The organism is Marivita sp., assembly GCF_051859345.1.
In the GTDB taxonomy this organism is placed as follows: Bacteria; Pseudomonadota; Alphaproteobacteria; order Rhodobacterales; family Rhodobacteraceae; genus Marivita.
In genome coordinates this window covers 48,578-74,855 of sequence record NZ_JBHYFV010000018.1, presented here as the reverse complement: position 1 = coordinate 74,855, position 26,278 = coordinate 48,578, and the positions used below count along the sequence as shown (strand labels likewise).

Here is a 26,278-nt window from a genome sequence, read left to right as displayed (position 1 = left end):
TCCTTCCGAACCTCAGTCCGTCGTCCCTTCCGTCGTCCCCGCGTCCGCCTCAGCAGCGCCGGTGAAGGGGCTTTTAGAGTTGGTGCCGCAGGACCGCAAGCAGAAATCTTGGGAAATTCGTGATTTTCGTCATTTTTCTGTCATGCCACTGAAAACAAACGTTTTAATTCGGAAAATCACTGCTTCCGCCAACGCGCGCCCCTCACGCCATCCCTCTCAAGGCAGTGCAGGCACGCATTATCCACAGGCTTACCCACACATGCCCCTGCGTAACCCCTGGGACTCGCGCCGAGTCACTTGCCCGTCCACACCGGATCGCGCTTTTCGGCGAAGGCTCTTGACCCTTCAAGCTGGTCTTCCGAGTCGTAAAGCACGTCCACACTCGCCAGTTGGCGTTTGGTGATCCGGTTCATCATGTCCTGAAACGACGAATCCTCGGCCTCGCGCACGATGTCCTTGATCGCGGCGTAGACCAGCGGTGGACCTGACGCCAAAAGCGCCGCCATCTTGCGGGCTTGGGCCATGAGGTCAGCGGCAGGATGGACATGGTTCACAAATCCCCAACGCGCCGCCTCGTCCACATCCAGCCAGCGCCCGGTCAACAGCATCTCCATCGCGATATGATAGGGAATCCGCTTGGGCAGTTTCACCGAAGCCGCATCCGCCACCGTGCCCGACCGGATTTCGGGCAAGGCAAAGCTGGCGTGATCGGCGGCTAGGATGATGTCGGCGCTCAAGGCCAGCTCCAGACCACCCCCGCAGCAGATGCCATTGACGGCGGCGATCACCGGCTTGTTGAGATCGCGCAATTCCTGAATGCCGCCAAATCCGCCCACACCGTAGTCGCCATCCACAGCATCACCATCGGCTGCCGCCTTGAGATCCCAGCCCGGACAGAAGAACTTGTCCCCTGCCCCGGTGAGGATGGCCACGCGCAGATCCGGATCATCGCGGAAGGACTTGAACACTTCCCCCATGGCGCGGCTGGTGAGCAGGTCGATCGCATTGGCCTTGGGCCGGTTCAAAGTGACCTCGAGCACATGCCCGTCGCGTGTCACATGTAAGGGACTGTCCATCAGAGTTCCTCCCGGATCAGGGCATCGGCCACCACCGCGCGGGTCGGGGTGACGATCAGCGGATTGACTTCGATCTCGGCCACCCGGCCCGCCTGTGCAATCACATAGGCCTGTAGTGCCATAACCGCCCGGATCACTGCGTCTCGGTCTGCGGCAGGTTTGCCCCGATAGCCATACAGTAGCGGCGCGATGCGCAAGCGGTCGAGTGCGGCGACCACTTCTGTTTCGCTGGCCGGAACAAGAAGATGCTGCGTGTCCTGCCACAACTCGGTCAACACGCCCCCTGCCCCAAGGGTCAACACATAGCCATGCGCCGGATCCGCCAGGATTGCGACCAGCAGCTCGGCAACACCGTCCGACACCATCTCTTCCACATAGAAGCCATCGCAGACCATTGCCTGCGCCGCGTCTTGCACTGCCGACACCGTCTGCAGCCCAAGAACAACCCCACCGGACTCTGACTTGTGGGCCAGCCCGCGCGCCTTGAGCACAACCGGAAAAAGCGGTTCGGCGGCCAGGCCTGCCGACTGCACGGTTGTGGCCAGCGCGTGGCGTGGCACATCCAGACCGTGATCGCCCAGAGCCGTCTTTGCCGCCGACTCGTCAAGCATTCGGCTCTTAGTTGACGGAGCGGGTATCGCAAGGGTCCGGTCCGGGTCCGCCACTACCCTGTCCGCATAGATCACCGACACCGCATCCAGCGCGGCGTCCAGACCGTGCAGCGGCAGGATACCGTTTGCCATCAGCCGCGCCGCCATGCCCTCGGACATCGACTCTGACAAGGTGGTCAGCAACGCCAAAGCTTTCCCGGTTCTTTGCCGGGCCAGAGTCACGGCGATCTCGACACAGTCCCAGGCATCCGTATCACAGCGGTCTTGCCTTGGCATATCGACAAGGATCACGGTCAAGTCCGCGTCGCCTGACGCCATGACCCCATAAACTTCGGCCATCCTCTCGGGGTCGTTCCAGATGAAGGTGTGGTAATCCAGAGGATTTGCCCGCGTCACCAGCGGTCCCAACACAGCCTCCAGCGCGCTGTCCTGTTCCGCGCTCAGAGGTGCAAACCGCAAGCCACGCGCCGCGCCGCCATCAGCCATCAGGCTTGCCTCGCCACCCGAACAGGACAGCGACGCGATCTGGCCGGGTGCTGTGGGCCCATATAGATGCGCGTGTTTCAAAGCCTCGATCAAGGCATCCAGCGACCGGACCCGCAGAATCCCCAGCCGGTCAAAAAGCGCATTGGCCCCAACATCCGAACCAGCCATCGACGCGGTATGCGACAGCGCTGCGGATTGCGCGGCCTCGGACCGGCCAGATTTCAACGCAACCACCGGTTTACAAAGGCGACTTGCCTCTTGCATCAACACCTGCAGCGCAGCAAGATCACCGACCCCTTCGATATGCAGACCCAGCGCGGTGATCCTTGGATCCCGGATCAGGTGCAATGCCATCTCACTCAGCCCGGTCTGCGCCTGATTGCCCGCCGTGCCCAGAAACGCAATCGGAAGCCCGCGTTTCTGCATCGACAGGTTCAGGGCAATGTTCGAACTTTGCGTCAGGATCGCCACACCTTTTTCCACCGGGATCAGGCCATGCACGTCCGGCCAAAGCGCGGTGCGGTCCAGCGCATTAACGAAGCCGTAGCAATTCGGCCCGACGATGGCCATGTCCCCGGCGGCATCCAGCAGGGCAGCGTTCAGCAAGACGCCATCGCCAGTTTCGGCAAAACCGCTTGCAAAGCAGACCGCGCCGCCGGCGCCCTTGGCCGAAAGATCGCGCAGGCAGTTGATGGTCGCGTTGCGGTTGACGCCGATAAAACAGGCATCGGGCGCTGCCGGCAGTTCTGCAATGTTGCGGAATGCAGAGTCTGCGGTCGGATGTACATGCCAGACCGGGCCGTCAAAACCGATCCGCGTCAACGACGCGATCACTGCGCGGCACCATGCGCCGCCGCCGATTACCGCAACCGTGGACGGTCGGAACAGACGGTCAAGCGCGCGCGTCACGATGCGTTCACGCATCTTGGAGTTTCCGTTGACGGAAACTGCTGGGGCTTTGCCCCAGACCCCAAGGTATTTAAGGCCCAAAGAAACACGGGGTCACGCCCCAAGCGGTCGTAGCAGGTCGCGGCTGATAATGTGGCGCTGGATTTCCGATGTGCCATCCCAGATCCGTTCGACCCGTGCATCCCGCCAGAAGCGTTCTACGGGATAGTCGTCCATCAGGCCCATACCGCCATGGATCTGCAGCGTCGCATCGGTTACGCGGGCCAGCATTTCGCTGGCATAGAGTTTCGCGCTGGCAATCTCGCGGTTGGCGGGCAATCCCTGGTCCAGCCGCCAAGCGGCGCTGAGCGTCAGCCAGTCCGCCGCGTCGATCTCGGTGATCATGTCGGCGATCTGGAAGCTGACACCCTGGAACTTGCCGATCTGCTGGCCGAACTGCTTGCGTTCGGCGGCATAGCTCAGGGCGTGATCGAAGACGCGCCGCGCGCGGCCGACGCTCATGGTGGCGACGGTGATGCGTGTGGCGTAGAGCCAGGTGTTCATCACCGCAAACCCGCCATCAACCGCGCCCAGGACCTGCGCATCGCTCAGGCGGCACTCGTCGAATTCAAGGATGCAGTTCTTGTAGCCGCGGTGGCTGACCGATTTGTAGCCATCCCGCACGGAAAAGCCGGGATGGCCGCGATCGACAAGGAAACAGGTGATGCGTTTTTTCGGTCCCTTCGGTGTCTCATCAACACCGGTTGCGACGAAGACGATGAAGAAATCCGCGTGATCTGCGCCCGAGATGAAATGCTTGGTTCCGTTGACCAACCAGTCGCCGCCATCGCGCCGGGCGGTGCAGGACATACCACGCACATCCGATCCGGCCTCGGGTTCTGTCATGGCAAGCGCGTCCATCTTCTCGCCACGCACGGCGGGAAGCAGATACCGCTCTTTCTGGTCGCCTTCACAGGCCATCAGGATGTTCTGCGGCCGCCCGAAGAAATGCGTCAGAGCCATGGACCCGCGCCCCAACTCGCGCTCCACCAGCGCGAAGTCGAGATGGGACAGGCCCGCGCCGCCCACCTCTTCGGGGAAGTTGCAGGCGTAGAAGCCCAGATCGAGCACCTTGCGCTTGATCTCCTGCGCCACCTCTGCCGGCACCTCACCCGTGCGTTCGACCTCGGCCTCGTACGGGTAGATCTCGCGTTCGACGAATTCGCGCACAGTTGCGACAATCAACTGCTGTTCATCGCTCAGCCCGAAATTCATTGATCCGCCTCTGCATGGGCGTCTGCAAGCCGGTTCAATACCTCGGCCACATGCGGCAGGGGTGGACAAGATCGACGGGTTTCCAACGACACGTGCAGCATGAACTGATCGCAATTCGCCAGCAACGCATCATCGGACGCGCGGTGCATCTGGTGCCAGAGTTGCAGCTTTTTGCCATCGGCCACGATGATATGCGTTGTCACATAGATGTCTTCGCCCGCACGGGTTTCAGCCAGATACTTGGTTTTTGTCTCAGCCGTGAAATAGCTGTGCCCGGCCGCGATATACGCGCGGTCCGCGCCGATATGGGTCATGAATTCCTCGGACGCATCGCTGAACAACTGCCCGTAGCGCCCCTCGTTCATATGTCCGTTGATGTCGGTCCAGTCCACAGGCACCACACGCCGCACTGTGACCAATGGGATTTCGGCCCCCAAAGGTCCGCGCAGGGCGGTGTCGTGATCGAGGATCAGCTTGCCCGCCGCAGCGCCCTGCTGTTTCAGCGCGCGCAGGATGGCGACGAGGTTGTTGTCGCGCAGCCGTTCCAGATCACGAATGCTCATATGTCCCGATTGCGCATCGGACTGGCCCGCGATCAGATCCACCAGGTCGTCCGTGAACTCGGGCACATCGGTCAGCTTGGTCCACGGCCATTGCAGGCACGGCCCGAACTGCGCCATGAAGTGCCGCATGCCTGCCTCACCACCTGCCACGCGATAGGTCTCGAACAGGCCCATCTGTGCCCAACGCAGGCCGAACCCGTAGCGGATCGCGTTGTCGATCTCTTCGGTCGTTGCGATGCCGTCTTTCACCAGCCACAGCGCCTCGCGCCACACCGCCTCAAGGAAGCGGTCGGCGATATGGGCGTCGATCTCGGCCCGGACATGCAGGGGGTACATGCCGATCCCAGTCAGGATCTGCTTGGCGCGCGTCACGATGGACGTGTCTGATGCGGCACTGGGCACCAGTTCGATCAGCGGCAGCAGGTAGACCGGGTTGAACGGGTGCGCGACCATGACCTGGCCGGGACGTGCTGCGTCCTGCTGCAATTCCGACGGTTTGAACCCCGAGGTCGAGGAGGCCAGAACCGCAGTTTCAGAACAGGCCGCCTGTATTTCGGCAATGACCCTGTGCTTGATGTCGAGCTGTTCCGGCACGCTTTCCTGGATCCAGTCGGCACCGGTAACAGCCTCGGCCACGGAGCCGACATAGGTGATCGCGCCCCGTACCGGCATCGGCGCCTCGTAGAGCATCGGGAACACCCGCGCCGCGTTGGCCATGACCTCGCCGATCTTGCGCTCGGCCTCGGGGTCGGGATCGAAAATCCGAACGTCCCATCCCATCAACGCAAACCGCGCGGCCCAGCCGCCGCCGATCACGCCACCACCGATGATCGCTGCAATGCCTATCATGGTACAAGTGTCTCCGTATGTCCGTCGATGGCCAAGATCTGGCCGGAAATGCGTTTGGCTTGCGATGACGCGAGCCACGACACCGTGTCCGCCACATCCTCTGCCGTCACCCATGTGCGCAGCGACACGCCCTTGACGTAAAGCGCGCGCACCTCGTCATGGGTCTTGCCCGATGCAGCGGCTTCCATCGCCACCACCCGGTCCATCCGGTCACCTTCGACAGCGCCGGGGCAGATCGCGTTCACACGCACACCTGCGGGGCCAAGCTCCATTGCGAGTGTCTTTGTGAGGCCGACAATCCCCCATTTCGCCGTCGCATAAGGCGATCGCAGCGGATAGCCGAACTGCCCGGCGGTCGAGGAGGTCAGGACAATCAGCCCCTGCCCCGCTGCCCGCATCCGCCGCGCCGCCCAGCGGCAGGTGAGGAACGTACCCGACAGGTTCACTTCGATGCAGCGGTTCCAGTCTGCAAGGCTCAGGTCTTCGATCCGCCCCGCAGGCCCACCGATCCCGGCATTGGCACACACCACATCGACGCGATCCCACGCGGTATCGATCTGGTCGAAGAATGCCTGCATCTGCGCCTCATCGGTCACGTCTGCTGCACAGGCGATCTGGTCAGGATGCGTCGCCGCAAAATCCGCAACCGCGTCCGGGTCTGCGTCGCAGATGGCAACGCGGGCGCCCTCGGACATGAACCGTTCGGCCATCGCACGCCCAAGTCCGGACCCACCGCCAGTTATGACGACCTGCTTCATTACCGCGCCATGATCGCTTGGGCCATCGCTGCGCCCATCGTGTGGTGCGAGGCTGCATCCCAATGCACGCCATCGACGGGTGAGACGCTGACCACCGATCCAGCGTCAAGGAAACCGACGCCCTGCCGTTCTGCCGCCGCCGCTATGAAAGCACTCAACCCGCGCTGACGCGCCTCGGCGCCAGCGAACACGTCGCGCAGGACACCTGCTTCTTTCACCGGAACCGGCGATACCAGAAGAATGTCCGTCACCACCGCTTCGGCGCGTGTCGCAAGGATCAACCGTTCCAAGGATCGCGAGATTTCGAAAGCCGTCACCGAAAACCGGTTCTTGAGATCATTGGTCCCCAGCATCAGCACCATCAGGTCAATCGGCGCATGGCTTTGCAGGATCGCGGGCAGCACAGTCAACCCGTTGCGCATCCCGCCTTCCACCATATCGTCATGCACCGTTGTCCGACCCGGCAAACCTTCCGAAATCACCTGATGCCCAGCACCCAGCGCCTCGGCCATCACATCCGGCCACCGGTCGCCCGCAGCGTGACGCGCAAATGCGCCCAGCTTTTCAAGCGGCTTGGTGCCATGTGTATTGCTGTCACCATAACAAAGAATGACCGCCATCTCAGCCTCGCGGCGCGCGTTTGGTCACGCCCAACTTGTCCCGAACCGCCTGCGGCCCCATGATCTTGGCACCCATGCCTTCCACGATGCCGACAGCCCGTTCGACCAGTTGCGCGTTCGTGGCGAGCACGCCTTTGTCGAGCCACAGATTGTCTTCCAACCCGACCCTCACATGACCACCCGCCAGAACCGCCGCCGCTGCATAGGCCATCTGGTTCCGCCCAAGCGAAAACGCGCTGAAGGTCCAGAGATCGGGCACGTTATTGACCATCGCCATCAAGGTGTTGAGGTCGTTCGGCGCGCCCCAGGGCACACCCATGCACAGTTGCACCAAAGCAGGGTCTTTGAGAACGCCCTCCTTGACCAGCTCCTTGGCAAACCAGAGATGCCCCGTGTCGAAGGCCTCGATCTCTGGCTTCACGCCGAGGTCGGTCATCATGCGGCCCATCGCGCGCAACATGCCGGGAGTGTTGGTCATGACGTAGTCGGCCTCGGCGAAATTCATTGTGCCGCAATCAAGGGTGCAGATCTCGGGGAGGCAGTCCGCGATGTGGGCGACGCGCTCGGTTGCACCCGCCATATCGGTGCCATCAGCGTCCACCGGGAGCGGTTTTTCGGTCGATCCGAAGGTGATATCGCCGCCCATCCCGGCGGTGAGGTTGAGCACCACGTCCACCTCGGAATCGCGAATCCGATCCGTAACTTCCCGATAATATTCAAGTTTCCGCGACGGCGCGCCGGTATCCGGGTCGCGGACATGGCAATGAACGATCGCCGCACCGGCCTTGGCGGCGGCGATGGCGCTGTCGGCGATTTCTTTTGGGGATTTCGGGACGTGGGGGCTGCGGTTCTGGGTGCTGCCGGATCCGGTCACGGCGCAGGTGATGAAGACCTCTTGGGTCATGGATAATGGCATGTGCTGTCCCTTGGCTTTTTCGGGTCAGACTGGGTGGGAAACGCTTTGATTGCAATGGGGTTTGCGACCGGGCGTGACGTTTTTCTCCGCCCGCCTCCCTGCCACAGTTTCGACCCAAAAGCACCGCAATATCAGGGTATTACCATCGACATGTCAGACCGCCTGGGGAGGCTTCATGCGACATTATCCTGAATTCCGGGCGGCGGATGCGCGGCTGAAACGGTTGTTCGAACTCCTGCGGCAGCGGAACGTGCAGACGCTGTTGCGCGACGCCGGAGAGGTGTCGGACACGCTGCGCCCGGACGTGGCGCTGGCCCTGCGGGAGCGGGCGAACCGGTCGCTTCGTACGGTCGAACCGTACAACTCATCCGTACGGTAGACCCCGAAACGTACGGTTGCCCCGGTCGGTCAGCCCTTGAAGCCGGTCGCGACGACGAATTTCTCGGAACTGTCGGATCTTGAGGCGGGTGGCTTGACGTTCACGACCTTGGTGAAGCGCTGTTTGAGCAGCTTCTGCAACTCGCCCTCGGCCCCGCCGGCCAGCACCTTGGCGACGAAGGTGCCGCCCTCTTCGAGCACGTCGAAGGCGAATTGGGCGGCGGTTTCGCACAGGTGGATGATGCGCAGGTGGTCGGTCTGCTTGTGACCGGAACTTGAGGCGGCCATGTCGGACATGACGACATCGGCGGGGCCGCCGAGCCAGTCCTTGACCTGATCGTCGGCACCTTCGTCGAGGAAGTCGAGCACATGGAGTTCGGCCCCGGCAATCGGATCCATCTCTTGCAGGTCGATGCCGAGGACGGTGCCGATCTTCTTGCCCGGCTTTTCGCCAAGCGCGTTCACCCGTTTGACGGCGACCTGACACCAGCCACCGGGGGCGGCACCCAGGTCGACAACGCGGGCGCCGGGGACGAGGAAGCGGTACTTTTCGTCCAGTTCGAGTATCTTGTAGGCGGCGCGGCCCCGGTAGCCATCGGCCTGCGCGCGCTTGACATACGGGTCGTTCAACTGCCGCTGCAACCAGCGCGTCGAGGACAGCTTGCGGCCCCGCGCGGACTTGACCTTGACCTTGAGGTCACGCTGTCCGCGCCCGGAGGTGTTCTTGCCGTCTGGGGTCTTGCCGGTCGGGGTCTTGGCCATGGGAGTGCCCTTTGGTGGTGGTTTGGAGGGCGGTGTAGCATGGGTTTGGGGGAAGGTCATGGGGGAGTTGATGGTGACGGTGCGTGCGAGCACGCACCCTACGGGATTTGTGTAGGGTGCGTGATTTCACGCACCACTTTCACCACAAATTAACCATGCACCGACATGGTTCGGACATGTCCAACTACCGCCGCCCCAAACTCGCCAATGCGCCGATCTTCTTCACCGTTACCTTGGCGGATCGAAGCAGCGACCTGCTCATCCGGGAAATCAACCTTCTTCGGCAAGCTGTCCGCCTGACGAAAAATGAAAGACCGTTTGACATTGATGCATGGGTTGTCCTGCCCGATCACATGCATTGCATCTGGCGATTGCCAGACGGCGATACTGACTATCCGACGCGATGGCGCTTGATCAAATCTCGGTTCTCACGCGATGTTCCCGCAGGGGTGCTGCGACCCAGCCATGTCAAACGACAGGAACGCGGCGTGTGGCAACGCCGGTTCTGGGAGCATCACATTCGGGATGAGGCGGATTATACGGCGCATTTGCAGTATTGTTGGGTCAATCCGGTGAAGCATGGATTGGTGGAGAGACCGGAGGATTGGGCGTTTTCGAGTTTTCGAAGGGTAAGCAAAGACGCGATTTAAGTGGTGCGTGCGAGCACGCACCCAACGACTTTTTTTTGGGACATGTGTTTATGAATTGCATTCCCTAAAAAGAACTGAACCGTTAGGTTGGAAGATACCCATGAAATGGTGAAGGCTTGAAAGATACATGATCATCGCGCTCATCAACGCAACAGCTCCGACCGGATTCAACGCGAAACTGTCAACGGGATTATTCGCCGCGATGTTGGCGTTGGGTTCACAAGGTCAAGCTGGCGGCTGCCAGGATAACGAAAAACCGCAGGTGTTTCGCGACTTGGCAACTGAGATTCTCAACGGCGACTACGAAACTTTCTTCCACGAGATCTCGACACCTACAATTGTTGGGAGTCGCCTTGAATACACAGAAAAGGATGTTTCGACATTGAGTTCTGCGTTTCCAAACGGCTTTTCAGATTGCTTTGCGATGTTGGACGCTTCTCTCAATGAGAATCATAGGCAAGAACTGACGGCGTTTTTCGGCGATGGCTACGGGCTATTTCTTTATCTTGAGGCTTTTCAACTTAATAACACTTGGGAAATCTGGGATTACCGCTTGTCGACGTCGTTCTCAGAGGTAAGGGCTCTTATAGATTGATACGTTGCATGGTGCGTGCGATCACGCACCCTACGGCGTTTTTCGGGTGTAGGGTGCGTGATTTCACGCACCGCACAATTCACACCCGCCGCCACGCATTCGCCCCCCTCTCCCACCGCTGCACAAGCCCGTACTCGATGCTTAGCATAACCCCCGTGAAGGCCAGTGCGTAGGCCATGACGGTTGCGGTGTCGAAGAGCTGAAAATAGAGGTGGATCTGGAAGCCGACGCCGTTGGAGCGGCCCAGGAACTCGACCACCAGCACGATTTTCCAGATCACGGCCAGCCCGTTGCGGGTGCTGGTGGCGACGAACGGCCCAAGCTGGGGCCAGATGATGTGGCGCAGGCGGGTCATGGGGCTGAGCCGGTAGACCTGGGCCATGTCGCGGACGCCCCGGTCCAATGTGCGGACGCCTTCGCGGATGGTGACGGTGACCATGGCGGTCTTGTTGAGGGCGACAGCGATGATGGCCGCGACCTCGTTCAACCCGATCCAGAGGTAGCAGAGCACGATGATCACCAGCGCGGGCAGGTTCAGGAAGACGGTGACCCACGGGTCGAGCCACATGTTGAGCCGCTCGGACCGGCCCATGGCGAGGCCGAGGGTCATGCCGATTGTCATGGCGAGCGCGAAGGCCAAGGCCACGCGGCGCAGGGTATTGGCCATGTGATACCAGAGGTCTCCGGAGGCGCTTTCCTCGGCGATCTCGTGCCAGACGGCGACGGGGGTCGGCAGGATGTCGGCGTCGTTCATCGCCCAGGCGCCGAGCGTCCAGGCGGCGATCAGCAGGGCAAGCGAGATCAGGGTGACATGGGGTGGTGCGCGCATGGGGGGAGCATAGGGGATCGCGGGGCGTCGTGGCTCTTGGACGAAGGTCCAATAGGGCTATGCGGGCAGCGCTTTTATGGTCGCGGTCATGGGAGGCTTCCATTTCATCCTCGCCGCGGTTTTGTGGTGTGTGAGCGCCGTTTGCGCAGTCGGAGAAGTGTTGTCCGAGGACGAGATCGCGGCGAAGATTTACGCGCCGATGAGCCTTGGGGAGTTGATTTCCGAGGATGGGGTGTACGAATTGCTCAACTCGGGCGGCGCGCCTGCGGGCTATGTGTTCCAGACCGAGCCGATGGCCGCCCTGCCCGGCTTTTCCGGCGCGCCGATCAACGTGCTGGTCGTGCTGGATCTTGATGGGCGGTTCCTGGATGTGCAGCTTCTGGACCATAACGAACCGATCTTCGTGTCGGGTCTGGGTCAGGCGCCGTTCCATGCGTTCTTCGAGCAGTATCGCGGGCATTCGATCAGTGATTCCCTCGTGGTTGGCACGCCCTATGGCGCGGGCGATGGCGGCGGACAGTTGGTCTATCTCGATGGTGTGACCAAGGCCACGGCCTCGGTGCGAATCGCACACGAGTCGGTATTGGCGGCTGCGTTGCAGGTGGCGCGCGAGAAGATGCAGGGGATTGCGTCGGGGCCACCGGCGTACCCGAACCCGGACTATGTCGAGGTGTTGACGTGGGATGATCTGGTGACACAGGGGCTGATCACGCGGCGGGTGGCGACCAATGCAGAGGTGCAGGCTTTGTTCGACGGCACGGTGTGGGAGGATGACGACGCAGAAGCGCTGGATGATCCCGACGCGCCCTACCTTGATCTGTGGATCGCGGATGTGGGGCCAAGGTCGATCGCGCGGGTGCTGTTGGACGAGGATACGCTGGAAGACCTGGACCGGTTCATGTCGATCTCGACCTTCGACGAGCCGATCCTGGTGATCGAGACCGGGCGGCATGGGTTGGTGTCAGAGGATTTTGTGCGCAATACGGCGCCGGACTGGATCGGCGCGGATCAGGACGGGTTCCCGGTGGCGCTGCGCGATGCGGATCTGTTCGTCGAGTTGAGCGATGCCGTGCCGGATGCGTTGCACGATGGTGTGGCGATGATCCTGCGCACCGACCGGCGGCTGGGCTTCGATCCGACACGCGACTGGACGATGAGTGTGGAGGCTGTGCGCGAACACGGGATGTTCCAGCCCGAGATCGGGTCGGTGCAATTGACCGCCAGCCATGTGACGGATGACAGGTTCTTTGCCCGCCCCGTCGTGGTGAAGAAACTCCCGCCATGGAAAGAGGCGATCCTGAACCGTCAAACGGATCTGATCGTGCTGGCAGTATTCCTGACGCTGTTGGTGGCGGTGCTGCTGGGGGCGCAAAGCTGGCTTGCGGGGTTGGCGGCGTTCACACCTGTGCGCCTGACGATCCTTGCAATGGTGCTTGGCTTCATCGGCTGGTGGGGACAGGGGCAATTGTCCATCGTGACACCGCTGGCGGCGCTGCAAACCACGAGGGCGGGCGGATCGTTCGGGTTCCTGCTCTATGATCCGTTCTCGCTCTTGATCTGGGCGGTGACGATCCTCGGCTTTGTGCTGTGGGGGCGCGGGCTGTTCTGCGGATGGCTGTGTCCGTTCGGCGCAATGCAGGAATTTGCGCACCATCTGGGACGGCTGCTGCGCCTGCCAAGAATCGAGCCAAGCGCGCTTTGGGATGCGCGGTTGAAGTCGTTGAAATACGTGGCGCTGGCCGGGCTGGTCGGCGTGACGCTCTTCGTGCCGTCCTACATGGACAAGGCCGCCGAAATCGAACCGTTCAAGACGGCTATCACCACCTTTTTCGTGCGCGAATGGTATTACGTCGCCTACGCCGCACTGTGGCTGGTGCTGGGCATGGTTGTCTTCAAAGGCTTCTGCCGCTACCTCTGCCCGTTGGGCGCGCTGATGGCGATTGGTGGCGTGCTGCACCTGCGACGGTGGATTCCGCGCCGGGTGGAATGTGGATCGCCCTGCCAGCTGTGCAAGGTCAAATGCAGCTACGGCGCGATCACACCCAAAGGCGCGATTCAGTATTCCGAATGTTTCCAATGCCTTGATTGCGTGACCATCCATGACGACTCGGAGCAATGTGTTCCGCTGATCCTGAAAGGTCGCGCCGGTCGCCGCGTGCCACGCACTCTGGGCCATCCCAACACGGTGCCTGCCGAATGAAACGACGCCGCTTCATCACCCTTGCCGCCGCCTTTGCCTGTGCCCCTGCCGGAGCGCGGGCTGCCACATGGTCGGGTCAGGCGCTGGGGGCGGAGGTGTCGGTGACATTGCACGGGCCGCGCGAGATGACAGAGCCCGCGCTGTCGGATGTTCCGCGCCTGCTTCACACGATAGAGCAGACATTCAGCCTGTTCAAAGCGACCTCTGACCTGTCGCAGTTGAACAGAATGGGGCACCTGTCCAACCCGAACAGCCTCATGCAAAGACTGATGGCGCGCGCCGATACAGCGCACCGTGCCAGCGGTGGCTTGTTCGATCCATCCATCCAACCCCTGTGGGAGGCTCTGGCGCTGGGTCGCGATACAGACCACGCACGGCAGGCGCTTGGCTGGTCCCGCGTGCGCTGGTCCAAGCGGACGATCACCCTGCAACAAGGTCAGGCACTGACCTTCAACGGGATCGCCCAAGGGTTCGCCACGGATGTGATGCGCGATATGCTGGTCGGTCATGGCGCAACTCAGGCGCTGGTGAATATCGGCGAACAGGCGGCGATCGGTGGGCCGTTCACCCTTGGTCTTGCAGACCCGGTCTATGGCCACCTGGGAACGCGCAGCCTGCGTGATATGGCGATTGCCACGTCCAGCCCCGCGGCAATGGTGTTGGGCGATCAGACCCATATCCTTGGTCCGCGTGGGGACTTGCCGCTCTGGTCCACCGTCAGCATCGAGGCGCCATCGGCCACAATGGCGGATGCCCTGTCAACGGCAGCGGTGTTCATGGATCTGAATGCGCTTCGACGGCTCAAGCTGGCTGCAAAGCTACACCGCATCACGCTTGTAGACAGCGACGGGAACATCCAGACCGTCTGATCTTCTCTGGTTCAAAACGATCCCGGGGTTTGGGGCAGAGCCGCAAAAGAAAAAGCCCCGGTCGATAACCGGGGCTTTGATCTGTTGTTCGGGAAACGTGATCAGCTTGCGCCAGCCACTGCCCGCTTGGTCATGACCCCAACCAGATGCGCACGATACGCGCCGGAGCCATGCAGATCCGAGATCATGCCATCGCCCGAAGGTGCAGCAGGCACCGCATCCGCCGAGAAATTCGCCGACAGGGCTGCTTCGGCCTCTGTCCAGCGGAAAACACCTTCTTCGGACGCGCCGGTGACAGCGACCCGCACGCCGTCGGCGTATTTGGCGACGAACACACCGACCAGAGCAAAGCGCGAGGCGGGTTGTTCGAACTTCATGTAGCAGGACTTTTCCGGCACCGGAAAGCGGACCTCGGTGACGATTTCACCCTCGTCCAGTGCGGTGGCGAACATGCCCTGAAAGTAGTCATCCGCCGCAATCGAGCGGTTGTTGGTCACGATGGTTGCGCCCGATGCCAAAGCCACCGCCGGGTAGCAGGCAGAGGGGTCGTTGTTGGCAAGGCTGCCGCCGATGGTGCCGCGATTGCGGACCGCCGGATCGCCGATATTGCCCGCAAGCGCCGCGAGGCCCGGATAAGCGGTCGCCTCTTTGGCCACGGTGGCATGGGTCGTGCCACCACCGATGCAGAGCGCGCCGTCGTCGCCGGTGCAGACGCCTTTCATTTCGGCAATGGCCGTCAGGCTGACCAGCACCGAGGGGGCTGCCAGACGCTGCTTCAGCGTCGGGATGAGCGTTTGCCCACCGCCCAGTGGTTGGGCTTCGTCGGTCGCCAGGGCTGCCACCGCATCCGCGATGGATGTGGGCCGTTGGATGTCAAAGCTATACATATCTGAAGCCCTCCTTACTGGCCGTTCATCGCAGCCCAGACGCGCGAGGGCGACACAGGCATATCGATATGGGAAACATGAGTGTGACCACCCGAGTGCAGCGCGTCAATCACCGCATTGACCACTGTGGGCGGAGAGCCGATGGCCCCGGCCTCACCACAGCCTTTGACGCCAAGCGGGTTATGCGTGCAGGGCGTCTGGCAGGAATGGTCCACGACGTAATCGGCCATGTGCGGCAGGTCGTCCGCACGGGGCATGGCGTAGTCCATGTAGGACGCCGACAGAAGCTGGCCGTTTTCGTCATAGGCACAGTTTTCAAGCAGCGCCTGGCCAATGCCCTGGGCGATGCCGCCATGGACCTGGCCTTCGACGATCATCGGGTTCACGACATTGCCGAAATCGTCCGCCGAGACGAATTTTTCGATCTTGACGTGGCCGGTGTCGGGATCAACCTCGACCTCGCAGGCATAGGCGCCTGCCGGGTAGGTGAAGTTGGCCGGATCGTAGAACGCGGTTTCTTCAAGCCCCGGTTCGATGTCTTCAAGCGGGTAATTGTGCGGCACATAGGCAGCGAGGGTCACATCCCCCCAGGCGACCGATTTGTCGGTGCCGGCAACGCTGAACATGCCGTCCTTGAGCTCGATGTCGCTGTCGGACGCTTCGAGAAGGTGGCCCGCGATCTTCTTGGCCTTGTTGATGATCTTCTCGGTCGCCCGGACCATTGCCGATCCGCAGACCGCCAGCGAGCGCGAGCCGTAGGTGCCCATGCCGAAGGGGATCTTGGAGGTGTCGCCATGCACGATGTCGATCATGCTCTCGTCGATGCCCAGCATTTCAGCCACGACTTGCGGGAACACGGTTTCATGCCCCTGCCCGTGGCTGTGTGCGCCGACCATCACCGAGATGGAGCCGGTTGCGTTCACCCGGACGGTGGCCGCGTCGTAAAGACCGGCACGGGCGCCAAGCTGGCCCACAAGGTTCGACGGTGCGATGCCGCAAGCCTCGATGAAGCAGTTGATGCCAAGACCACGCAGCTTGCCGTTTTTCTCGGACTCGGCGCGACGGGCGGCGAAGCCGGGAATGTCCATCAGCTCTTCCATCTTGGCCATCGTCGCTTCGTAGTCGCCGGTGTCGTATTCGACGGCGACCGGCGTGGCGTAGGGGAATTGCGTGATGAAGTTCTGACGGCGCAGGGCGATCGGATCGACCTTGAGTTCGCGCGCGGCCATGTCGATCACGCGTTCCAGCTGGAACGTCGCTTCGGGGCGACCTGCCCCACGGTACGCGTCGACCGGCACGGTGTTGGTGAAGACGGCTTTGACGTTCACCTGAACGGCCGGCGTCTTGTAGTTGCCTGCCATCAGCGTGCCATGCAGCCATGTCGGCACCGAGGACGAGAAAGTGGACAGGTACGCGCCCATATTCGCCTTGGTGTCGGTGCGCACGGCAAGGAAATTGTTGTCCTTGTCGAGCGCCAGTTCGATCTTGGTGACGTGGTCGCGGCCATGCGCGTCGGACATGAACGCCTCGGACCGGGTCGACGTCCATTTGACCGGGCGGTTGCAGGCCTTTGCGGCGAAGGTGCAGAACGCCTCTTCGGCGTAATGGAAGATCTTGGTGCCGAAACCGCCACCCACGTCAGGCGCGACGACGCGCAGCTTGTGCTCGGGGATACCCAGAACAAACGCGCCCATCAAAAGACGGATCACATGCGGGTTTTGCGACGTGGTATAAAGCGTGTGCTCGTCCCGCGCGCGGGAATAGTCCCCCACGGCGACGCGCGGTTCCATCGGGTTGGCGACGAGGCGGTTGTTCACCAGTTCCAGCGTCGTCACATGCGCCGCGTTCTTGAACGCTGCATCTGTGGTTTCGGTGTCGGTGCCGAACTGCCAGTCATAGCAGAGGTTGTCCGACAGATCGTCATGCACCTTGGTGGAACCGGATTCGAGCGCCTTGTTCATGTCGACGACGGCGGGAAGTTCCTCGATGTCAAAGACAATCGCTTCGGCTGCGGTGCGGGCCTCTTCGAGGCTGTCCGCGACAACAGCGGCGATCGGATCGCCAACGTGGCGCACCTTGCCCTGACACAGAACCGGGTGCCCCGGTTCCTTCATCACTTCACCATGCTTGTCCGTCACCTGCCAGCCGCAGGGCAGACCGCCAACGCCTTCGAAATCGGCGCCTGTGAAGATCCGCACGACACCCGGCATGGCTTCGGCCGCGCTGGTGTCGATCTTGTTGATTTTCCCATGCGCCATATCGGAGCGCAGGAAGTGGACATAAGCCTGTCCGAAGACGTTGATATCGTCCGTGTAATTGCCAGCACCAGTCAGAAAGCGGACGTCTTCACGCCGCTTCGGGCTTGCGCCAATGCCATGATCCTTCGGCATAGTGGTGTTCCTCCCTTGGAGCGGTGCGTGCAAGCACACACCCTACATTTATGACTTATTCTGCCGCAACCGCAGGGACGTCCTGACCGGATGCGGCCATGATCGCCTTGACGATGTTGTGGTATCCTGTGCAGCGGCAGATGTTGCCTTCAAGATAATCGCGCACCTCGGCCTCGGTCGGCTTGGGATTGTCCTTGAGCAGGGCCGCAGCGGACATCACCATGCCCGGCGTGCAGAAGCCGCATTGCAGACCGTGGTGTTCCTGAAAGGCCTGCTGGATCACACCAAGCGAGCCGTCGGCATTGGCCATGCCTTCGATGGTCTTGACCTCTGAACCATCCGCCTCGGAGGCGAACATGGTGCAGGACTTTACAGCCTCGCCATTCACATGAACCACACACGCGCCACACTGAGACGTATCACAGCCCACATGGGTGCCTGTCAGGCGCAGATCTTCGCGCAGGAACTCGGTCAAAAGCGTGTTGCCCTTGACCTCGCCGGAAACGGATTTTCCGTTTACCGTCATCGTTACCTTGGTCATTAAACTCCTCCCGTCGATATTCTATTTCTATTTCGATTGTGTTTCAGAACCTTATGCCGATCAAGTGACCAGCTTCTTGAACCAGCCCTTTTTCTTTTCGCCATCCGCGTCACCGGTTTCGGCATCCGCGGTGGCCGCGTCTTCGCCCGCTTCCTGACCGGCGCCTTCGACGGCGTTCTGAAAGTTGCTGAAAAACTGGTCGGCCATCTTTTTGGCGAACCCGTCGATGATCCGGCTGCCCAGCTGTGCCAGCTTGCCGCCGACCTTGGCCTCTACCTCGTAGTGCAGCTCGGTGCCGCCTTCGACCGGGACCAGTCTTACATCCGCGCCGCCCTTGGCAAATCCGGCGGCGCCGCCCTTGCCTTCACCGGACAGTTTCAGGGATTCATGGGGCACCATGTCGGTCAGCGTCACGGACCCTTTGAAGGTGGCCTTCACCGGGCCGACCTTCTGGACAACGGTGGCTTCGAACCCGTCTTCCGGCGATCCGGACATTTCCTGGCATCCGGGCACACATTGCTTGAGCACCTCGGGATCCAGGATCGCGGCCCACACCTCTTCCGGGGGGGCGGCAATTGTGCGGGAATCGGTCATGTGCATCGGTTTGATCCTTCTTTGATGGTCAGCCTAGGGGGTCGGACCCAAGGGGCATATAAGACCAATGGCTTAACACGGATGTGAACTTTATCGGTCTGGCGGCTGATGTGTCAGCCCGTAGCTTTCAAATATCGCGGCGATCCGTCCGTCGGACAGGGCCGCGAGGATGGCGTCATCGGCGCTGTAACTCAGGCCACGATACGCGAAATGACTGCCGGTTCCCAAGGTCCATTTCGATTTTGCAAACCCCGGAAGAGGTGGTTGATGAATGGATATCCCGTCCACCACCCCGAATTCAAGCTGTGCCAGCGGCCCCATAGCCGCCATCACCTCGCCATCGGCCAAAGCCTGCATCGCATCCTGCATGGTTGGATAGCGGCGCACGCCCTGGGCAAGCTGCCCGCCGGCAAAGCCAGTCAGGTAGAAATCGGCGATGGAGTCGTTCTCGACCGCCACCGTGTCGATGCGGAAATAGGCCGGGACCGGGCCACCATCGGGATAGTCCGCCTGGGAATAGGCGATGGCGATGCTTTCGGTCATGTACTGGCCGGTGAACACCACTTGTTCGACGCGGCAATTGAAGGCGCTGTCATAAGGCACGCGCAGCATGACATTGGACACCGCACCGCCCACCACCGGGCCTTTCCAGATGTGGTTGCGCAGATCCGCATCAAGATTCTCACCGGCAGTGATGAAGTTGAAGCGTGCATCAACACCGATATCCGAGGCGATGATGCGGGCGATGTCGATGTCGATGCCCCGAGGGGTGCCCATCTCTTCCCAGCTATAGGGCGGATAGTCTTCGTAGACCGCAAAGGTCATGAAGCCCCTATCCATGATCTGGTCAATGTCCTGACCAACAATGTCGCGACCGGCGTTTTGCGGCTTGGGTTGGGGGATGAAATCGGCACAGGGATCGCTGGCCAGTGCCGGACCAGCCAGGACCAGCAGGGTTGCCGTGAAGATCGCGCGCAGTCGCATCATGGGATCAATGTGCCGCAGAGAGACCAATCGTCAAGGCCTCGGCAGCGCGCGCATAGGCCTCCTGGGTGCCGTCGATCAGATTTGCGGCGCGATAGGCTGCGCTGTCGGCAACGGGCGCACCGGACACGGTCTCGATATTGGCCGCGATTTCGGACAGGCGTGTCTTGAGCGCGTCGGCATCGGCAGTCGAGGCATCGGACGCGTATCCGACGATCTGGTCACGCAGCGCCTTCAGTTCATCCGCGACCTCTTCCATCGAGACGTCGTCGGGGCGGGTTTCGATATAGGTGCGGATCGCCCAGGCGGCATCCTGGCCCAGCAATTCACCGAATTCCGGCATCTTGGTGGTGCCGTTCTGCGTGTATCCAAAACGGAAGCGTTCGATATACCACTCATCGCCGTATTCCTCGGCCTCGAGGAAGCGCACATCGGGGGCCAGTCCACCCGAAATCGCTTCGAGCCCGTGGCAGCGCGCGCAGTTCTGGTTGTAGCCCGACGCACCGATCTCGACCGCGCGGGCCCAGACCTCTTCCCCGACAGCTTCGGCGCGGTACGGGTTCTCGGTCAGCCAGTCGTCGCCGGTTTCCGGCAAGCCAGCCGTATCGACCGCCTGTGGGGCCACATCGCCATGCGCCTGCACAAGCGTGGCAACGGCACTCAGCGCCAGTGCGGCGCATGCGGATTTGAGAGTGAAAGCGGTCATGGGGTCCTCCTCAGGCACAACAGTGTCTTGCCGGATATGTACCCAGACCCTCTCGATGCGGGTATTGGACTTTCGTGGCGCGACCGGCCGATTCCGGTCCATTTGGCCCAAGACAATGGTCGTATTTCCTCTTTTCACATCCTCAGCCTACCGTTGTGCAGGGAGGACCAGATTGATGCGTAAATCACGTTTTGCGTGTGCCGTTGCCTGTGCCATGGGCCTTGGCCTCGGCTCGACCGCCAACGCCCAGGTCGAGGTGAACATCCACTATCTCAAGCAGGTCGTGGAAGCGCCGCCAACCCTGTCGAACCTCGACCCGATCCCCGAAGACCTGGGCCTGCGGGGCGCCGAGCTTGGACTTGAAGACAACATCACAACCGGGCGTTTCCTGGGGCAGACCTACACGCTCGCCGTGACCGAGGTTGCCCCCGACGGAGATTTCGCAGAGGCCGCCCGCGCGGCACTGGCGGAGGGCGATCTTCTGGTGCTGGATGCGCCAGCCGACAAGGTGACCGCGGTGGCCGATCTTCCCGAGGCAGCGGCAGCGCTGCTGTTCAACGCCGGGGCAGCGGACGTCGCGCTGCGCGATGATTTGTGCCGGGCGAACCTTCTGCACACCCTGCCCTCCTACGCGATGAAAGCCGATGCGCTGATGCAGTTCTTCGTGCAGCGCCGCTGGGACGACATCGCGCTGATCGCGGGCGACCGCCCAGACGACCAGGCCTGGGCTGACACGCTGGAGGCCGCGGCGCGCAAGTTCGGGCTGTCCTTCGGCGCGCGCAAGACCTGGGCCTTCAACGCCGACATGCGCCGCAACGCGTCCCAGGAGGTGCCGCTCTTCACCCAGGATCTGGGCGAATACGACGTGCTGCTGGTGGCCGACGCAGCCGATGATTTCGCGCGCTACATCTCGTTCAACACCTGGCGTCCCCGCCCCGTCGCCGGCTCCGAAGGGCTGCGCCCGGTCACATGGCACCGCGTGGTCGAGGCCTGGGGCGCCGCACAGCTTCAATCCCGGTTCGAAGACCTGGCCGAGCGCCCGATGCAGGATCGCGACTATGCCACCTGGGCCGCCCTGCGCGCCATCGGAGAGGCCGTCACCCGCACAGGCGCATCAGATGCCGAAACCCTGCGCACCTACATGCTGTCCGACGCCTTCGAACTTGCCGGCTTCAAGGGCCGCCCGCTGACCTTTCGCAGCTGGAACGGCCAGCTGCGCCAACCGATCCCCCTGGTGCATGAACGCGCGCTGGTGGCGCAGGCGCCACTCGACGGCTTCCTGCACCAGCGCACCGAACTGGACACGCTGGGCCTCGATCAACCCGAAAGCGGCTGCACCGCCTTTCAGAACTGACCTGCCCCTTCATCTTGCCAGATAAACTCCGGGGGTTTGGGGGCAGCGCCCCCAGTCCATCACCAACCAAAAGGACCGACGCTCATGAAACTGCCGATCCTCACCACCCTGACCGCTGCCCTGCTATCAACCACAGCCCTGGCGGACGAGATCTGGGTGACCAATGAAAAAGACGACACGATCAGCGTGATCGACATCGAGACGCTTGAAGTCGTGCGCACCATCGAAACCGGCGAACGCCCGCGCGGGATCACCTTCTCCAAGAATTTCTCGGTTGTCTATATCTGCGCCTCCGACAGCGATTCGGTGCAGGTGATGGACCCGGACACGGGCGAGATCCTGCATGACCTGCCGTCAGGCGAAGACCCGGAACAGTTCGTGCTGGCCCCGGATGACCGGCATCTTTACATCGCCAACGAAGACGATGCGATCACCACCGTGGTCGATACCGTCACGCGCACCGTCGTGGCGCAGATCGACGTCGGCATCGAACCCGAGGGCATGGCGGTCAGCCCCGATGGCAAGATCGCCATCACCACCTCGGAAACCACCAACATGGCGCATTGGATCGACACCGAAACCCAGCAATTGTTCGCCAACACTCTGGTGGATTCGCGCCCCCGCCATGCCGAATTCGTCAAGGACGGCACCGAGCTTTGGGTGAGTTCCGAAATCGGCGGCACGATCACCGTGTTCGACGTGGCGACCCAGACCGAGAAGGCCAAGATCAACTTCGAGGTCGCCAACATCCACCCCGACCGGGTGCAGCCGGTGGGGTTCGAGTTCACCACCGGGGACACACATGCCTTTGTTGCGCTCGGGCCGTCGAACCATGTCGCCGTCGTGAATTCGGACACATACGAGGTCGAGGACTACATCCTTGTCGGTCGCCGTGTCTGGCACATGGATTTCAACGCCGACCGGACGCAGCTTTTCACCACCAACGGCGTGTCCGGCGACGTCACCGTGGTCGATGTGGCCAGCCGCAAGGCGATCAAGAGCATCAAGGTGGGCCGTTTTCCCTGGGGGGCTGCGTTCCGGCCAACCGAGTGAGCGGTCGCACCGAACCATCCCCTTTCAGCTTGTCACCCCACAGTAATCAAGTTTCACACATGACGGAGTTTTTAATGAAACAGACCCTTGCCGCCCTTGGCCTCGCCCTACTCACCCCCGCGCTTGTCCTTGCCGATGGCGCCCCCCGCGAAGACTGGGGCCGCGCCGGTATCCTGTCTTCGGCCAACAAGGCCGAACTGCCGCCGATCACGCTCAGTTCCGGCATGCCTTTGGCAGAGGCGCCTTGGGTGTTGACTTCGGGCACCTATTACGAGTTCGAGATCGAGGGCGACGGATCGGCGGAGCTGGCGCTGGAGGGATCGGAGTTCTTTCGCGCGATCTGGATCGACGAAATCGTGGTGAACGATCTGGAAATCCGGCCCATCGGCGTGAATTCCATCGAGTTCGACGATGCCGGCTCCATGGAAATCGGTTTCGTGGCGATCAAGCCCGGTGAATATTTCCTGCGCATTCCCGGCTCGACCGGGGAAACGCAGCGGTTGGGAATCACCATAGAATAGGCGGACGTAAGGTTATGGCGCGAACGATGCGTCGACGCATCCTAGATTTTCCGTTAACGGAAAATGTGGGGGCTCTGCCCCCGCACCTTTAGCGCTCCCCCGAGGCAATTTTGAACCAGAGAAGACAGGACGGTCGGCGCAGATGAGTTTGCAGGTTTCCGGGCTGTCGTTTTCCTATGGCACGAAGACGGCGCTGGACGATGTGTCGTTCGGCGTCGCCCCCGGTCGGTTTGCAGCTTTGCTGGGGCCGAATGGCGCGGGCAAATCGACGTTGTTTTCCCTGATGACGCGGCTCTTCGGGACACAGGGCGGGTCGATTTCCATTGCCGGGCATGATCTGAGGGTTGCTCCATTGGCGGCGATGGCCGATCTGGGTGTGGTGTTTCAGCAGACGACGCTCGATCTCGACCTGACGGTGCGCCAGAACCTGCGCTATTTCGCAGCGCTGCACGGGATCTCGGGACGGGACGCGGATCGCCGGATAGAAAGGGCGCTGGACCGGCTCGGTATGGCGGAACGCGCCGGAGAAAAGGCGCGCGGCCTGAATGGCGGTCATCGGCGACGGACCGAAATCGCGCGGGCGCTATTGCATGAACCAAAGGTGCTTTTGCTGGATGAACCGACGGTCGGGCTGGATGCCACCACGCGCGCAGGGCTGACGCGGCATATCCATGAGTTGTGCGCCGAGACCGGGGTGACGGTGCTGTGGGCGACACATCTGACGGACGAGGTGTCGGACGGCGACCAGGTGATCTTGCTGCATCGCGGGCGGATTTTGGCGGATGGGCGTTGTGGTGATTTGCGGGGCGAGGCCCCCCTGCCGGAGTATTTTGTGCAGATGACGGGGGCCGAGGCATGAGGCACGCGCTTATCGCGATGCGGGCCATCGTGCTACGGGAGGCGCTGCGTTTCGTACATCAGCGCGAGCGGTTCGTGGCGGCGTTGGTGCGGCCCTTGGTGTGGTTGCTGGTATTTGCCGCCGGGTTCCGGGCGGCGTTGGGGCTGTCGATCAGCCCACCTTACCAGACCTACATCACCTACGAGACCTATATCGTGCCGGGGCTCTGCGGGATGATCCTGTTGTTCAACGGGATGCAATCGTCGCTGAGCCTTGTCTATGACCGAGAAATGGGGTCGATGCGGCTCTTACTGACGGCGCCGGTGTCGCGGGCGTGGCTGTTGTTCAGCAAGCTCTTGGGAAGCACGATCATTTCGATCCTGCAGGTCTATGCGTTCCTCTTGGTGGCGTGGCTGTTTGACATCACGTTGCCCGGCTGGGGCTATGTGTCTGCCCTGCCCGCGTTGCTGCTGGCCGGGTTGATGCTGGGGGCGTTGGGGCTGGCATTGTCGAGTTTCATCAAGCAGCTGGAGAATTTCGCTGGGGTTATGAACTTCGTCATCTTCCCGATGTTTTTCCTCTCCTCTGCGCTTTATCCGCTGTGGAAGATGGCGGAGAGTTCGGAGCTGTTGCACGACATCTGCGCGGCCAATCCGTTCACCCACGCGGTCGAGCTGATCCGCTTTGCGCTATATGTCGAGGTGAACCCGATGGCGCTTTTGTGGACGCTGCTGGCGACTCTAGCCTTCATGGCCCTTGCAGTATGGGGATATGACCCGGCGCGCGGAATGATGACGCGCAAGGGGTGATCTACGACCATAGCAAGGGTGATTGAAAGCGTGGATTGCGCTAGGATTGCCTCATGAGACATCTCCTGATCCCGTTGAGCTGCGCGCTTGCGCTGAGTGCCCCCGCCCTTTGGGCCGAACCCGAGGACGATGATCCGGGGGGTGTGCTGAACCCCGACGAGATGACCTGGCAATCCATGCTGGACCGTGCCGAGAAAGGTGAGACCGGCATGGTGCTCTGTTCGACCGGGTACATGATGACCAAGTCCGGGGATCACGCGACGGCGCGGGCGCTGTTCGAGAATTGTGCCAATGCGGGCTATACTGGGGCGATGACCTGGATGAGCCAGCTCGATAACAACGGGCTGGGCGGGGAGTATGACCCCGATGCCAGTGCCGCCTGGGACCAGCAGGCGGCGGAACTGGGCGACCGAGTGGGCAAGTTCAACCACGGGCTCAACCTGATGCGCGGGCACGGCATCGCCAAGGACGAGGCGCTGGGGCGGCAATATATCGATGAGGCTGCGGCAGAGGGCTTGCCAGTGGCCAAGCGGTTGCAGGGCGCGGAGTATGATCTGGATGAGGTTACGCCGGATGCGGATAACTGGAAATACGCGCCTGCTTTCTAGTGCTGGCGCGGTTTCAACTGGGCCGGTTGACCTGACAGTTCCATAATACGCGTGGCAAGGCGTTCCGCCTCGGGGATGGCGTGGGTGACGAGCAGCGTGGCGACCGGGTGGCTGTCGCGGAGGCGCTCGAAGAGGGTCATCATCTCGTCAGACAGGTCCGCATCGAGACTGACGAAAGGTTCGTCCATCAAGAGCACATCGGGTTTTCCGGCGAAGGCGCGGGCCAGTGACAGGCGGCGTTGCTGACCAAGCGAGAGTTGATCGGGGAACGAATTGCCCCGGCCCGCAAGGCCGACCTGTTCGAGAGCCAAGGCGATCTGCTGTGGGGTCAGGCCCAACGTGATGCGCAGATTGTCGGCGATTGTGCGCCAGCGCAGCAAGGTCGGTTCCTGGAACACCATCGCCAGTTTCGCGGGGCGGCAGACATGGCCGTCATGGCGGTGTTCCAGCCCGGCGATGATGCGCATCAGGGTGGTCTTGCCCACGCCGGACGGGCCGGTGATCGCCACGGTTTCGCGCGGCGCGAGGGTCAGGTCAATGGACCCGAGCACGGGTTTGCCGTCGAACACCATGCCATCAAGCGTGACAGAGAGAACCGGCGGAGCGGTATCGGCCCGGTGCGGGGTGTCGCGGTTGCTCACCAGCGTGAGTGTCCCGGCCGATGCCAA

27 protein-coding genes are annotated in these 26,278 nt (G+C 61.9%); 11 read left to right on the top strand and 16 right to left on the bottom strand.

What is annotated here, in order from left to right; all coding sequences use genetic code 11:
• Positions 1-293 precede the first annotated feature (293 nt).
• From ACTIEN_RS13055 to ACTIEN_RS13025, 7 genes are all read right to left on the bottom strand, one after another.
• Entirely contained in the window at positions 294-1,076 is a 783-nt protein-coding gene (locus ACTIEN_RS13055; protein WP_439523583.1) for a carnitinyl-CoA dehydratase, read from the bottom strand.
• Positions 1,076-3,097, bottom strand: a complete 2,022-nt coding sequence (locus ACTIEN_RS13050; protein ID WP_439523582.1) for an acetate--CoA ligase family protein — start codon at positions 3,095-3,097, stop codon at positions 1,076-1,078. The genes ACTIEN_RS13055 and ACTIEN_RS13050 overlap by 1 nt, the downstream gene beginning before the upstream one ends.
• Positions 3,098-3,175: 78 nt before the next feature.
• Entirely contained in the window at positions 3,176-4,336 is a 1,161-nt protein-coding gene (locus tag ACTIEN_RS13045; RefSeq protein ID WP_439523581.1) for an acyl-CoA dehydrogenase family protein, read from the bottom strand.
• The gene (locus ACTIEN_RS13040; protein ID WP_439523580.1) at positions 4,333-5,748 is read right to left on the bottom strand and encodes a carnitine 3-dehydrogenase; all 1,416 of its coding nucleotides are present in this window, start codon (positions 5,746-5,748) and stop codon (positions 4,333-4,335) included. Before ACTIEN_RS13040 ends, ACTIEN_RS13045 begins: the two co-directional genes overlap by 4 nt.
• Positions 5,745-6,506, bottom strand: a complete 762-nt coding sequence (locus ACTIEN_RS13035; RefSeq protein ID WP_439523579.1) for an SDR family oxidoreductase — start codon at positions 6,504-6,506, stop codon at positions 5,745-5,747. The genes ACTIEN_RS13040 and ACTIEN_RS13035 overlap by 4 nt, the downstream gene beginning before the upstream one ends.
• Positions 6,506-7,126 (bottom strand): SGNH/GDSL hydrolase family protein, encoded by a 621-nt coding sequence (locus ACTIEN_RS13030; RefSeq protein WP_439523578.1) that lies wholly within the window; start codon positions 7,124-7,126, stop codon positions 6,506-6,508. Before ACTIEN_RS13030 ends, ACTIEN_RS13035 begins: the two co-directional genes overlap by 1 nt.
• Before the next feature lies 1 nt (position 7,127).
• Complete coding sequence (locus tag ACTIEN_RS13025; RefSeq protein ID WP_439523577.1) at positions 7,128-8,042, bottom strand: 3-keto-5-aminohexanoate cleavage protein; 915 nt, start codon at positions 8,040-8,042, stop codon at positions 7,128-7,130.
• 175 nt (positions 8,043-8,217) lie between these two features.
• Between ACTIEN_RS13025 and ACTIEN_RS13020 the strand changes: the two genes are divergently transcribed.
• Positions 8,218-8,421 (top strand): hypothetical protein, encoded by a 204-nt coding sequence (locus ACTIEN_RS13020; protein ID WP_439523576.1) that lies wholly within the window; start codon positions 8,218-8,220, stop codon positions 8,419-8,421.
• A 29-nt stretch (positions 8,422-8,450) separates the two neighbouring features.
• Here ACTIEN_RS13020 and ACTIEN_RS13015 read toward each other — a convergent pair whose 3' ends face one another.
• Positions 8,451-9,182, bottom strand: a complete 732-nt coding sequence (locus tag ACTIEN_RS13015; RefSeq protein WP_439523575.1) for an RlmE family RNA methyltransferase — start codon at positions 9,180-9,182, stop codon at positions 8,451-8,453.
• 116 nt (positions 9,183-9,298) lie between these two features.
• On the opposite strand from ACTIEN_RS13015, the gene ACTIEN_RS13010 reads away from it, so the two are divergent.
• Entirely contained in the window at positions 9,299-9,832 is a 534-nt protein-coding gene (locus ACTIEN_RS13010) for an REP-associated tyrosine transposase (RefSeq protein WP_439523574.1), read from the top strand.
• Positions 9,833-9,959: 127 nt separating this feature from the next.
• Entirely contained in the window at positions 9,960-10,427 is a 468-nt protein-coding gene (locus tag ACTIEN_RS13005; RefSeq protein ID WP_439523573.1) for a hypothetical protein, read from the top strand.
• A gap of 79 nt (positions 10,428-10,506) precedes the next feature.
• Here ACTIEN_RS13005 and ACTIEN_RS13000 read toward each other — a convergent pair whose 3' ends face one another.
• A complete protein-coding gene (locus ACTIEN_RS13000; protein WP_439523572.1) occupies positions 10,507-11,256 on the bottom strand; it encodes an ABC transporter permease in 750 nt (249 codons plus the stop codon).
• A gap of 88 nt (positions 11,257-11,344) precedes the next feature.
• Here ACTIEN_RS13000 and ACTIEN_RS12995 point away from each other — a divergent pair, with 88 nt between their 5' ends.
• Both ACTIEN_RS12995 and ACTIEN_RS12990 read left to right on the top strand, forming a co-directional pair.
• Positions 11,345-13,456: a 4Fe-4S binding protein gene (locus ACTIEN_RS12995; RefSeq protein ID WP_439523571.1), complete on the top strand. Its 2,112-nt coding sequence runs from the start codon at positions 11,345-11,347 to the stop codon at positions 13,454-13,456.
• On the top strand, positions 13,453-14,325 hold the full coding sequence (locus ACTIEN_RS12990) for an FAD:protein FMN transferase (protein WP_439523570.1): 873 nt from the start codon (positions 13,453-13,455) through the stop codon (positions 14,323-14,325). Before ACTIEN_RS12995 ends, ACTIEN_RS12990 begins: the two co-directional genes overlap by 4 nt.
• A gap of 101 nt (positions 14,326-14,426) precedes the next feature.
• On the opposite strand, the gene ACTIEN_RS12985 is transcribed toward ACTIEN_RS12990, so the two are convergent.
• From ACTIEN_RS12985 to pedF, 6 genes are all read right to left on the bottom strand, one after another.
• Complete coding sequence (locus ACTIEN_RS12985; protein ID WP_439523569.1) at positions 14,427-15,212, bottom strand: FAD binding domain-containing protein; 786 nt, start codon at positions 15,210-15,212, stop codon at positions 14,427-14,429.
• Between the two features lie 14 nt (positions 15,213-15,226).
• A complete protein-coding gene (locus tag ACTIEN_RS12980) occupies positions 15,227-17,602 on the bottom strand; it encodes a xanthine dehydrogenase family protein molybdopterin-binding subunit (RefSeq protein WP_439523568.1) in 2,376 nt (791 codons plus the stop codon).
• A gap of 55 nt (positions 17,603-17,657) precedes the next feature.
• Positions 17,658-18,143, bottom strand: a complete 486-nt coding sequence (locus ACTIEN_RS12975) for a (2Fe-2S)-binding protein (RefSeq protein WP_439523567.1) — start codon at positions 18,141-18,143, stop codon at positions 17,658-17,660.
• 60 nt (positions 18,144-18,203) lie between these two features.
• Positions 18,204-18,743 carry a CoxG family protein gene (locus tag ACTIEN_RS12970; RefSeq protein WP_439523566.1) on the bottom strand — a complete coding sequence of 180 codons (540 nt, stop codon included), beginning with the start codon at positions 18,741-18,743 and terminating at the stop codon, positions 18,204-18,206.
• Between the two features lie 84 nt (positions 18,744-18,827).
• Positions 18,828-19,724 (bottom strand): transporter substrate-binding domain-containing protein, encoded by an 897-nt coding sequence (locus tag ACTIEN_RS12965; protein ID WP_439523565.1) that lies wholly within the window; start codon positions 19,722-19,724, stop codon positions 18,828-18,830.
• Positions 19,725-19,728: 4 nt separating this feature from the next.
• Positions 19,729-20,427, bottom strand: a complete 699-nt coding sequence (gene pedF, locus ACTIEN_RS12960; protein ID WP_439523564.1) for a cytochrome c-550 PedF — start codon at positions 20,425-20,427, stop codon at positions 19,729-19,731.
• A 175-nt stretch (positions 20,428-20,602) separates the two neighbouring features.
• On the opposite strand from pedF, the gene ACTIEN_RS12955 reads away from it, so the two are divergent.
• The 6 genes from ACTIEN_RS12955 to ACTIEN_RS12930 all read left to right on the top strand — a co-directional run bounded on the left by ACTIEN_RS12955 (position 20,603) and on the right by ACTIEN_RS12930 (position 25,610).
• The gene (locus ACTIEN_RS12955) at positions 20,603-21,781 is read left to right on the top strand and encodes an ABC transporter substrate-binding protein (protein ID WP_439523563.1); all 1,179 of its coding nucleotides are present in this window, start codon (positions 20,603-20,605) and stop codon (positions 21,779-21,781) included.
• Positions 21,782-21,865: 84 nt separating this feature from the next.
• Entirely contained in the window at positions 21,866-22,834 is a 969-nt protein-coding gene (locus ACTIEN_RS12950) for a YVTN family beta-propeller repeat protein (protein ID WP_439523562.1), read from the top strand.
• Between the two features lie 74 nt (positions 22,835-22,908).
• Complete coding sequence (locus ACTIEN_RS12945) at positions 22,909-23,355, top strand: hypothetical protein (protein WP_439523561.1); 447 nt, start codon at positions 22,909-22,911, stop codon at positions 23,353-23,355.
• 142 nt (positions 23,356-23,497) lie between these two features.
• Positions 23,498-24,214 carry an ABC transporter ATP-binding protein gene (locus ACTIEN_RS12940; protein WP_439523560.1) on the top strand — a complete coding sequence of 239 codons (717 nt, stop codon included), beginning with the start codon at positions 23,498-23,500 and terminating at the stop codon, positions 24,212-24,214.
• A complete protein-coding gene (locus tag ACTIEN_RS12935) occupies positions 24,211-25,002 on the top strand; it encodes an ABC transporter permease (RefSeq protein WP_439523559.1) in 792 nt (263 codons plus the stop codon). Before ACTIEN_RS12940 ends, ACTIEN_RS12935 begins: the two co-directional genes overlap by 4 nt.
• Before the next feature lie 53 nt (positions 25,003-25,055).
• Complete coding sequence (locus ACTIEN_RS12930) at positions 25,056-25,610, top strand: tetratricopeptide repeat protein (RefSeq protein WP_439523558.1); 555 nt, start codon at positions 25,056-25,058, stop codon at positions 25,608-25,610.
• Here ACTIEN_RS12930 and ACTIEN_RS12925 read toward each other — a convergent pair.
• Entirely contained in the window at positions 25,607-26,278 is a 672-nt protein-coding gene (locus tag ACTIEN_RS12925) for an ABC transporter ATP-binding protein (protein WP_439523557.1), read from the bottom strand. The two genes, ACTIEN_RS12930 and ACTIEN_RS12925, sit on opposite strands and share 4 nt — an antisense overlap.

What these genes read in the sequence shown, in the direction of transcription:
- ACTIEN_RS12970 (WP_439523566.1), bottom strand. Translation starts at nt 18,743, where the DNA reads ATGCACATGACCGATTCCCGCACAATTGCCGCCCCCCCGGAAGAGGTG.
- ACTIEN_RS12975 (WP_439523567.1), bottom strand. Translation starts at nt 18,143, where the DNA reads ATGACCAAGGTAACGATGACGGTAAACGGAAAATCCGTTTCCGGCGAG.
- ACTIEN_RS13055 (WP_439523583.1), bottom strand. Translation starts at nt 1,076, where the DNA reads ATGGACAGTCCCTTACATGTGACACGCGACGGGCATGTGCTCGAGGTC.
- ACTIEN_RS12985 (WP_439523569.1), bottom strand. Translation starts at nt 15,212, where the DNA reads ATGTATAGCTTTGACATCCAACGGCCCACATCCATCGCGGATGCGGTG.
- ACTIEN_RS13030 (WP_439523578.1), bottom strand. Translation starts at nt 7,126, where the DNA reads ATGGCGGTCATTCTTTGTTATGGTGACAGCAATACACATGGCACCAAG.
- pedF (WP_439523564.1), bottom strand. Translation starts at nt 20,427, where the DNA reads ATGACCGCTTTCACTCTCAAATCCGCATGCGCCGCACTGGCGCTGAGT.
- ACTIEN_RS12935 (WP_439523559.1), top strand. Translation starts at nt 24,211, where the DNA reads ATGAGGCACGCGCTTATCGCGATGCGGGCCATCGTGCTACGGGAGGCG.
- ACTIEN_RS12950 (WP_439523562.1), top strand. Translation starts at nt 21,866, where the DNA reads ATGAAACTGCCGATCCTCACCACCCTGACCGCTGCCCTGCTATCAACC.
- ACTIEN_RS12945 (WP_439523561.1), top strand. Translation starts at nt 22,909, where the DNA reads ATGAAACAGACCCTTGCCGCCCTTGGCCTCGCCCTACTCACCCCCGCG.
- ACTIEN_RS13045 (WP_439523581.1), bottom strand. Translation starts at nt 4,336, where the DNA reads ATGAATTTCGGGCTGAGCGATGAACAGCAGTTGATTGTCGCAACTGTG.
- ACTIEN_RS13050 (WP_439523582.1), bottom strand. Translation starts at nt 3,097, where the DNA reads ATGCGTGAACGCATCGTGACGCGCGCGCTTGACCGTCTGTTCCGACCG.
- ACTIEN_RS13025 (WP_439523577.1), bottom strand. Translation starts at nt 8,042, where the DNA reads ATGCCATTATCCATGACCCAAGAGGTCTTCATCACCTGCGCCGTGACC.
- ACTIEN_RS13040 (WP_439523580.1), bottom strand. Translation starts at nt 5,748, where the DNA reads ATGATAGGCATTGCAGCGATCATCGGTGGTGGCGTGATCGGCGGCGGC.
- ACTIEN_RS13035 (WP_439523579.1), bottom strand. Translation starts at nt 6,506, where the DNA reads ATGAAGCAGGTCGTCATAACTGGCGGTGGGTCCGGACTTGGGCGTGCG.
- ACTIEN_RS12980 (WP_439523568.1), bottom strand. Translation starts at nt 17,602, where the DNA reads ATGCCGAAGGATCATGGCATTGGCGCAAGCCCGAAGCGGCGTGAAGAC.
- ACTIEN_RS13000 (WP_439523572.1), bottom strand. Translation starts at nt 11,256, where the DNA reads ATGCGCGCACCACCCCATGTCACCCTGATCTCGCTTGCCCTGCTGATC.
- ACTIEN_RS12955 (WP_439523563.1), top strand. Translation starts at nt 20,603, where the DNA reads ATGCGTAAATCACGTTTTGCGTGTGCCGTTGCCTGTGCCATGGGCCTT.
- ACTIEN_RS13005 (WP_439523573.1), top strand. Translation starts at nt 9,960, where the DNA reads ATGATCATCGCGCTCATCAACGCAACAGCTCCGACCGGATTCAACGCG.
- ACTIEN_RS13015 (WP_439523575.1), bottom strand. Translation starts at nt 9,182, where the DNA reads ATGGCCAAGACCCCGACCGGCAAGACCCCAGACGGCAAGAACACCTCC.
- ACTIEN_RS12930 (WP_439523558.1), top strand. Translation starts at nt 25,056, where the DNA reads ATGAGACATCTCCTGATCCCGTTGAGCTGCGCGCTTGCGCTGAGTGCC.
- ACTIEN_RS12995 (WP_439523571.1), top strand. Translation starts at nt 11,345, where the DNA reads ATGGGAGGCTTCCATTTCATCCTCGCCGCGGTTTTGTGGTGTGTGAGC.
- ACTIEN_RS12990 (WP_439523570.1), top strand. Translation starts at nt 13,453, where the DNA reads ATGAAACGACGCCGCTTCATCACCCTTGCCGCCGCCTTTGCCTGTGCC.
- ACTIEN_RS12965 (WP_439523565.1), bottom strand. Translation starts at nt 19,724, where the DNA reads ATGATGCGACTGCGCGCGATCTTCACGGCAACCCTGCTGGTCCTGGCT.
- ACTIEN_RS13020 (WP_439523576.1), top strand. Translation starts at nt 8,218, where the DNA reads ATGCGACATTATCCTGAATTCCGGGCGGCGGATGCGCGGCTGAAACGG.
- ACTIEN_RS12940 (WP_439523560.1), top strand. Translation starts at nt 23,498, where the DNA reads ATGAGTTTGCAGGTTTCCGGGCTGTCGTTTTCCTATGGCACGAAGACG.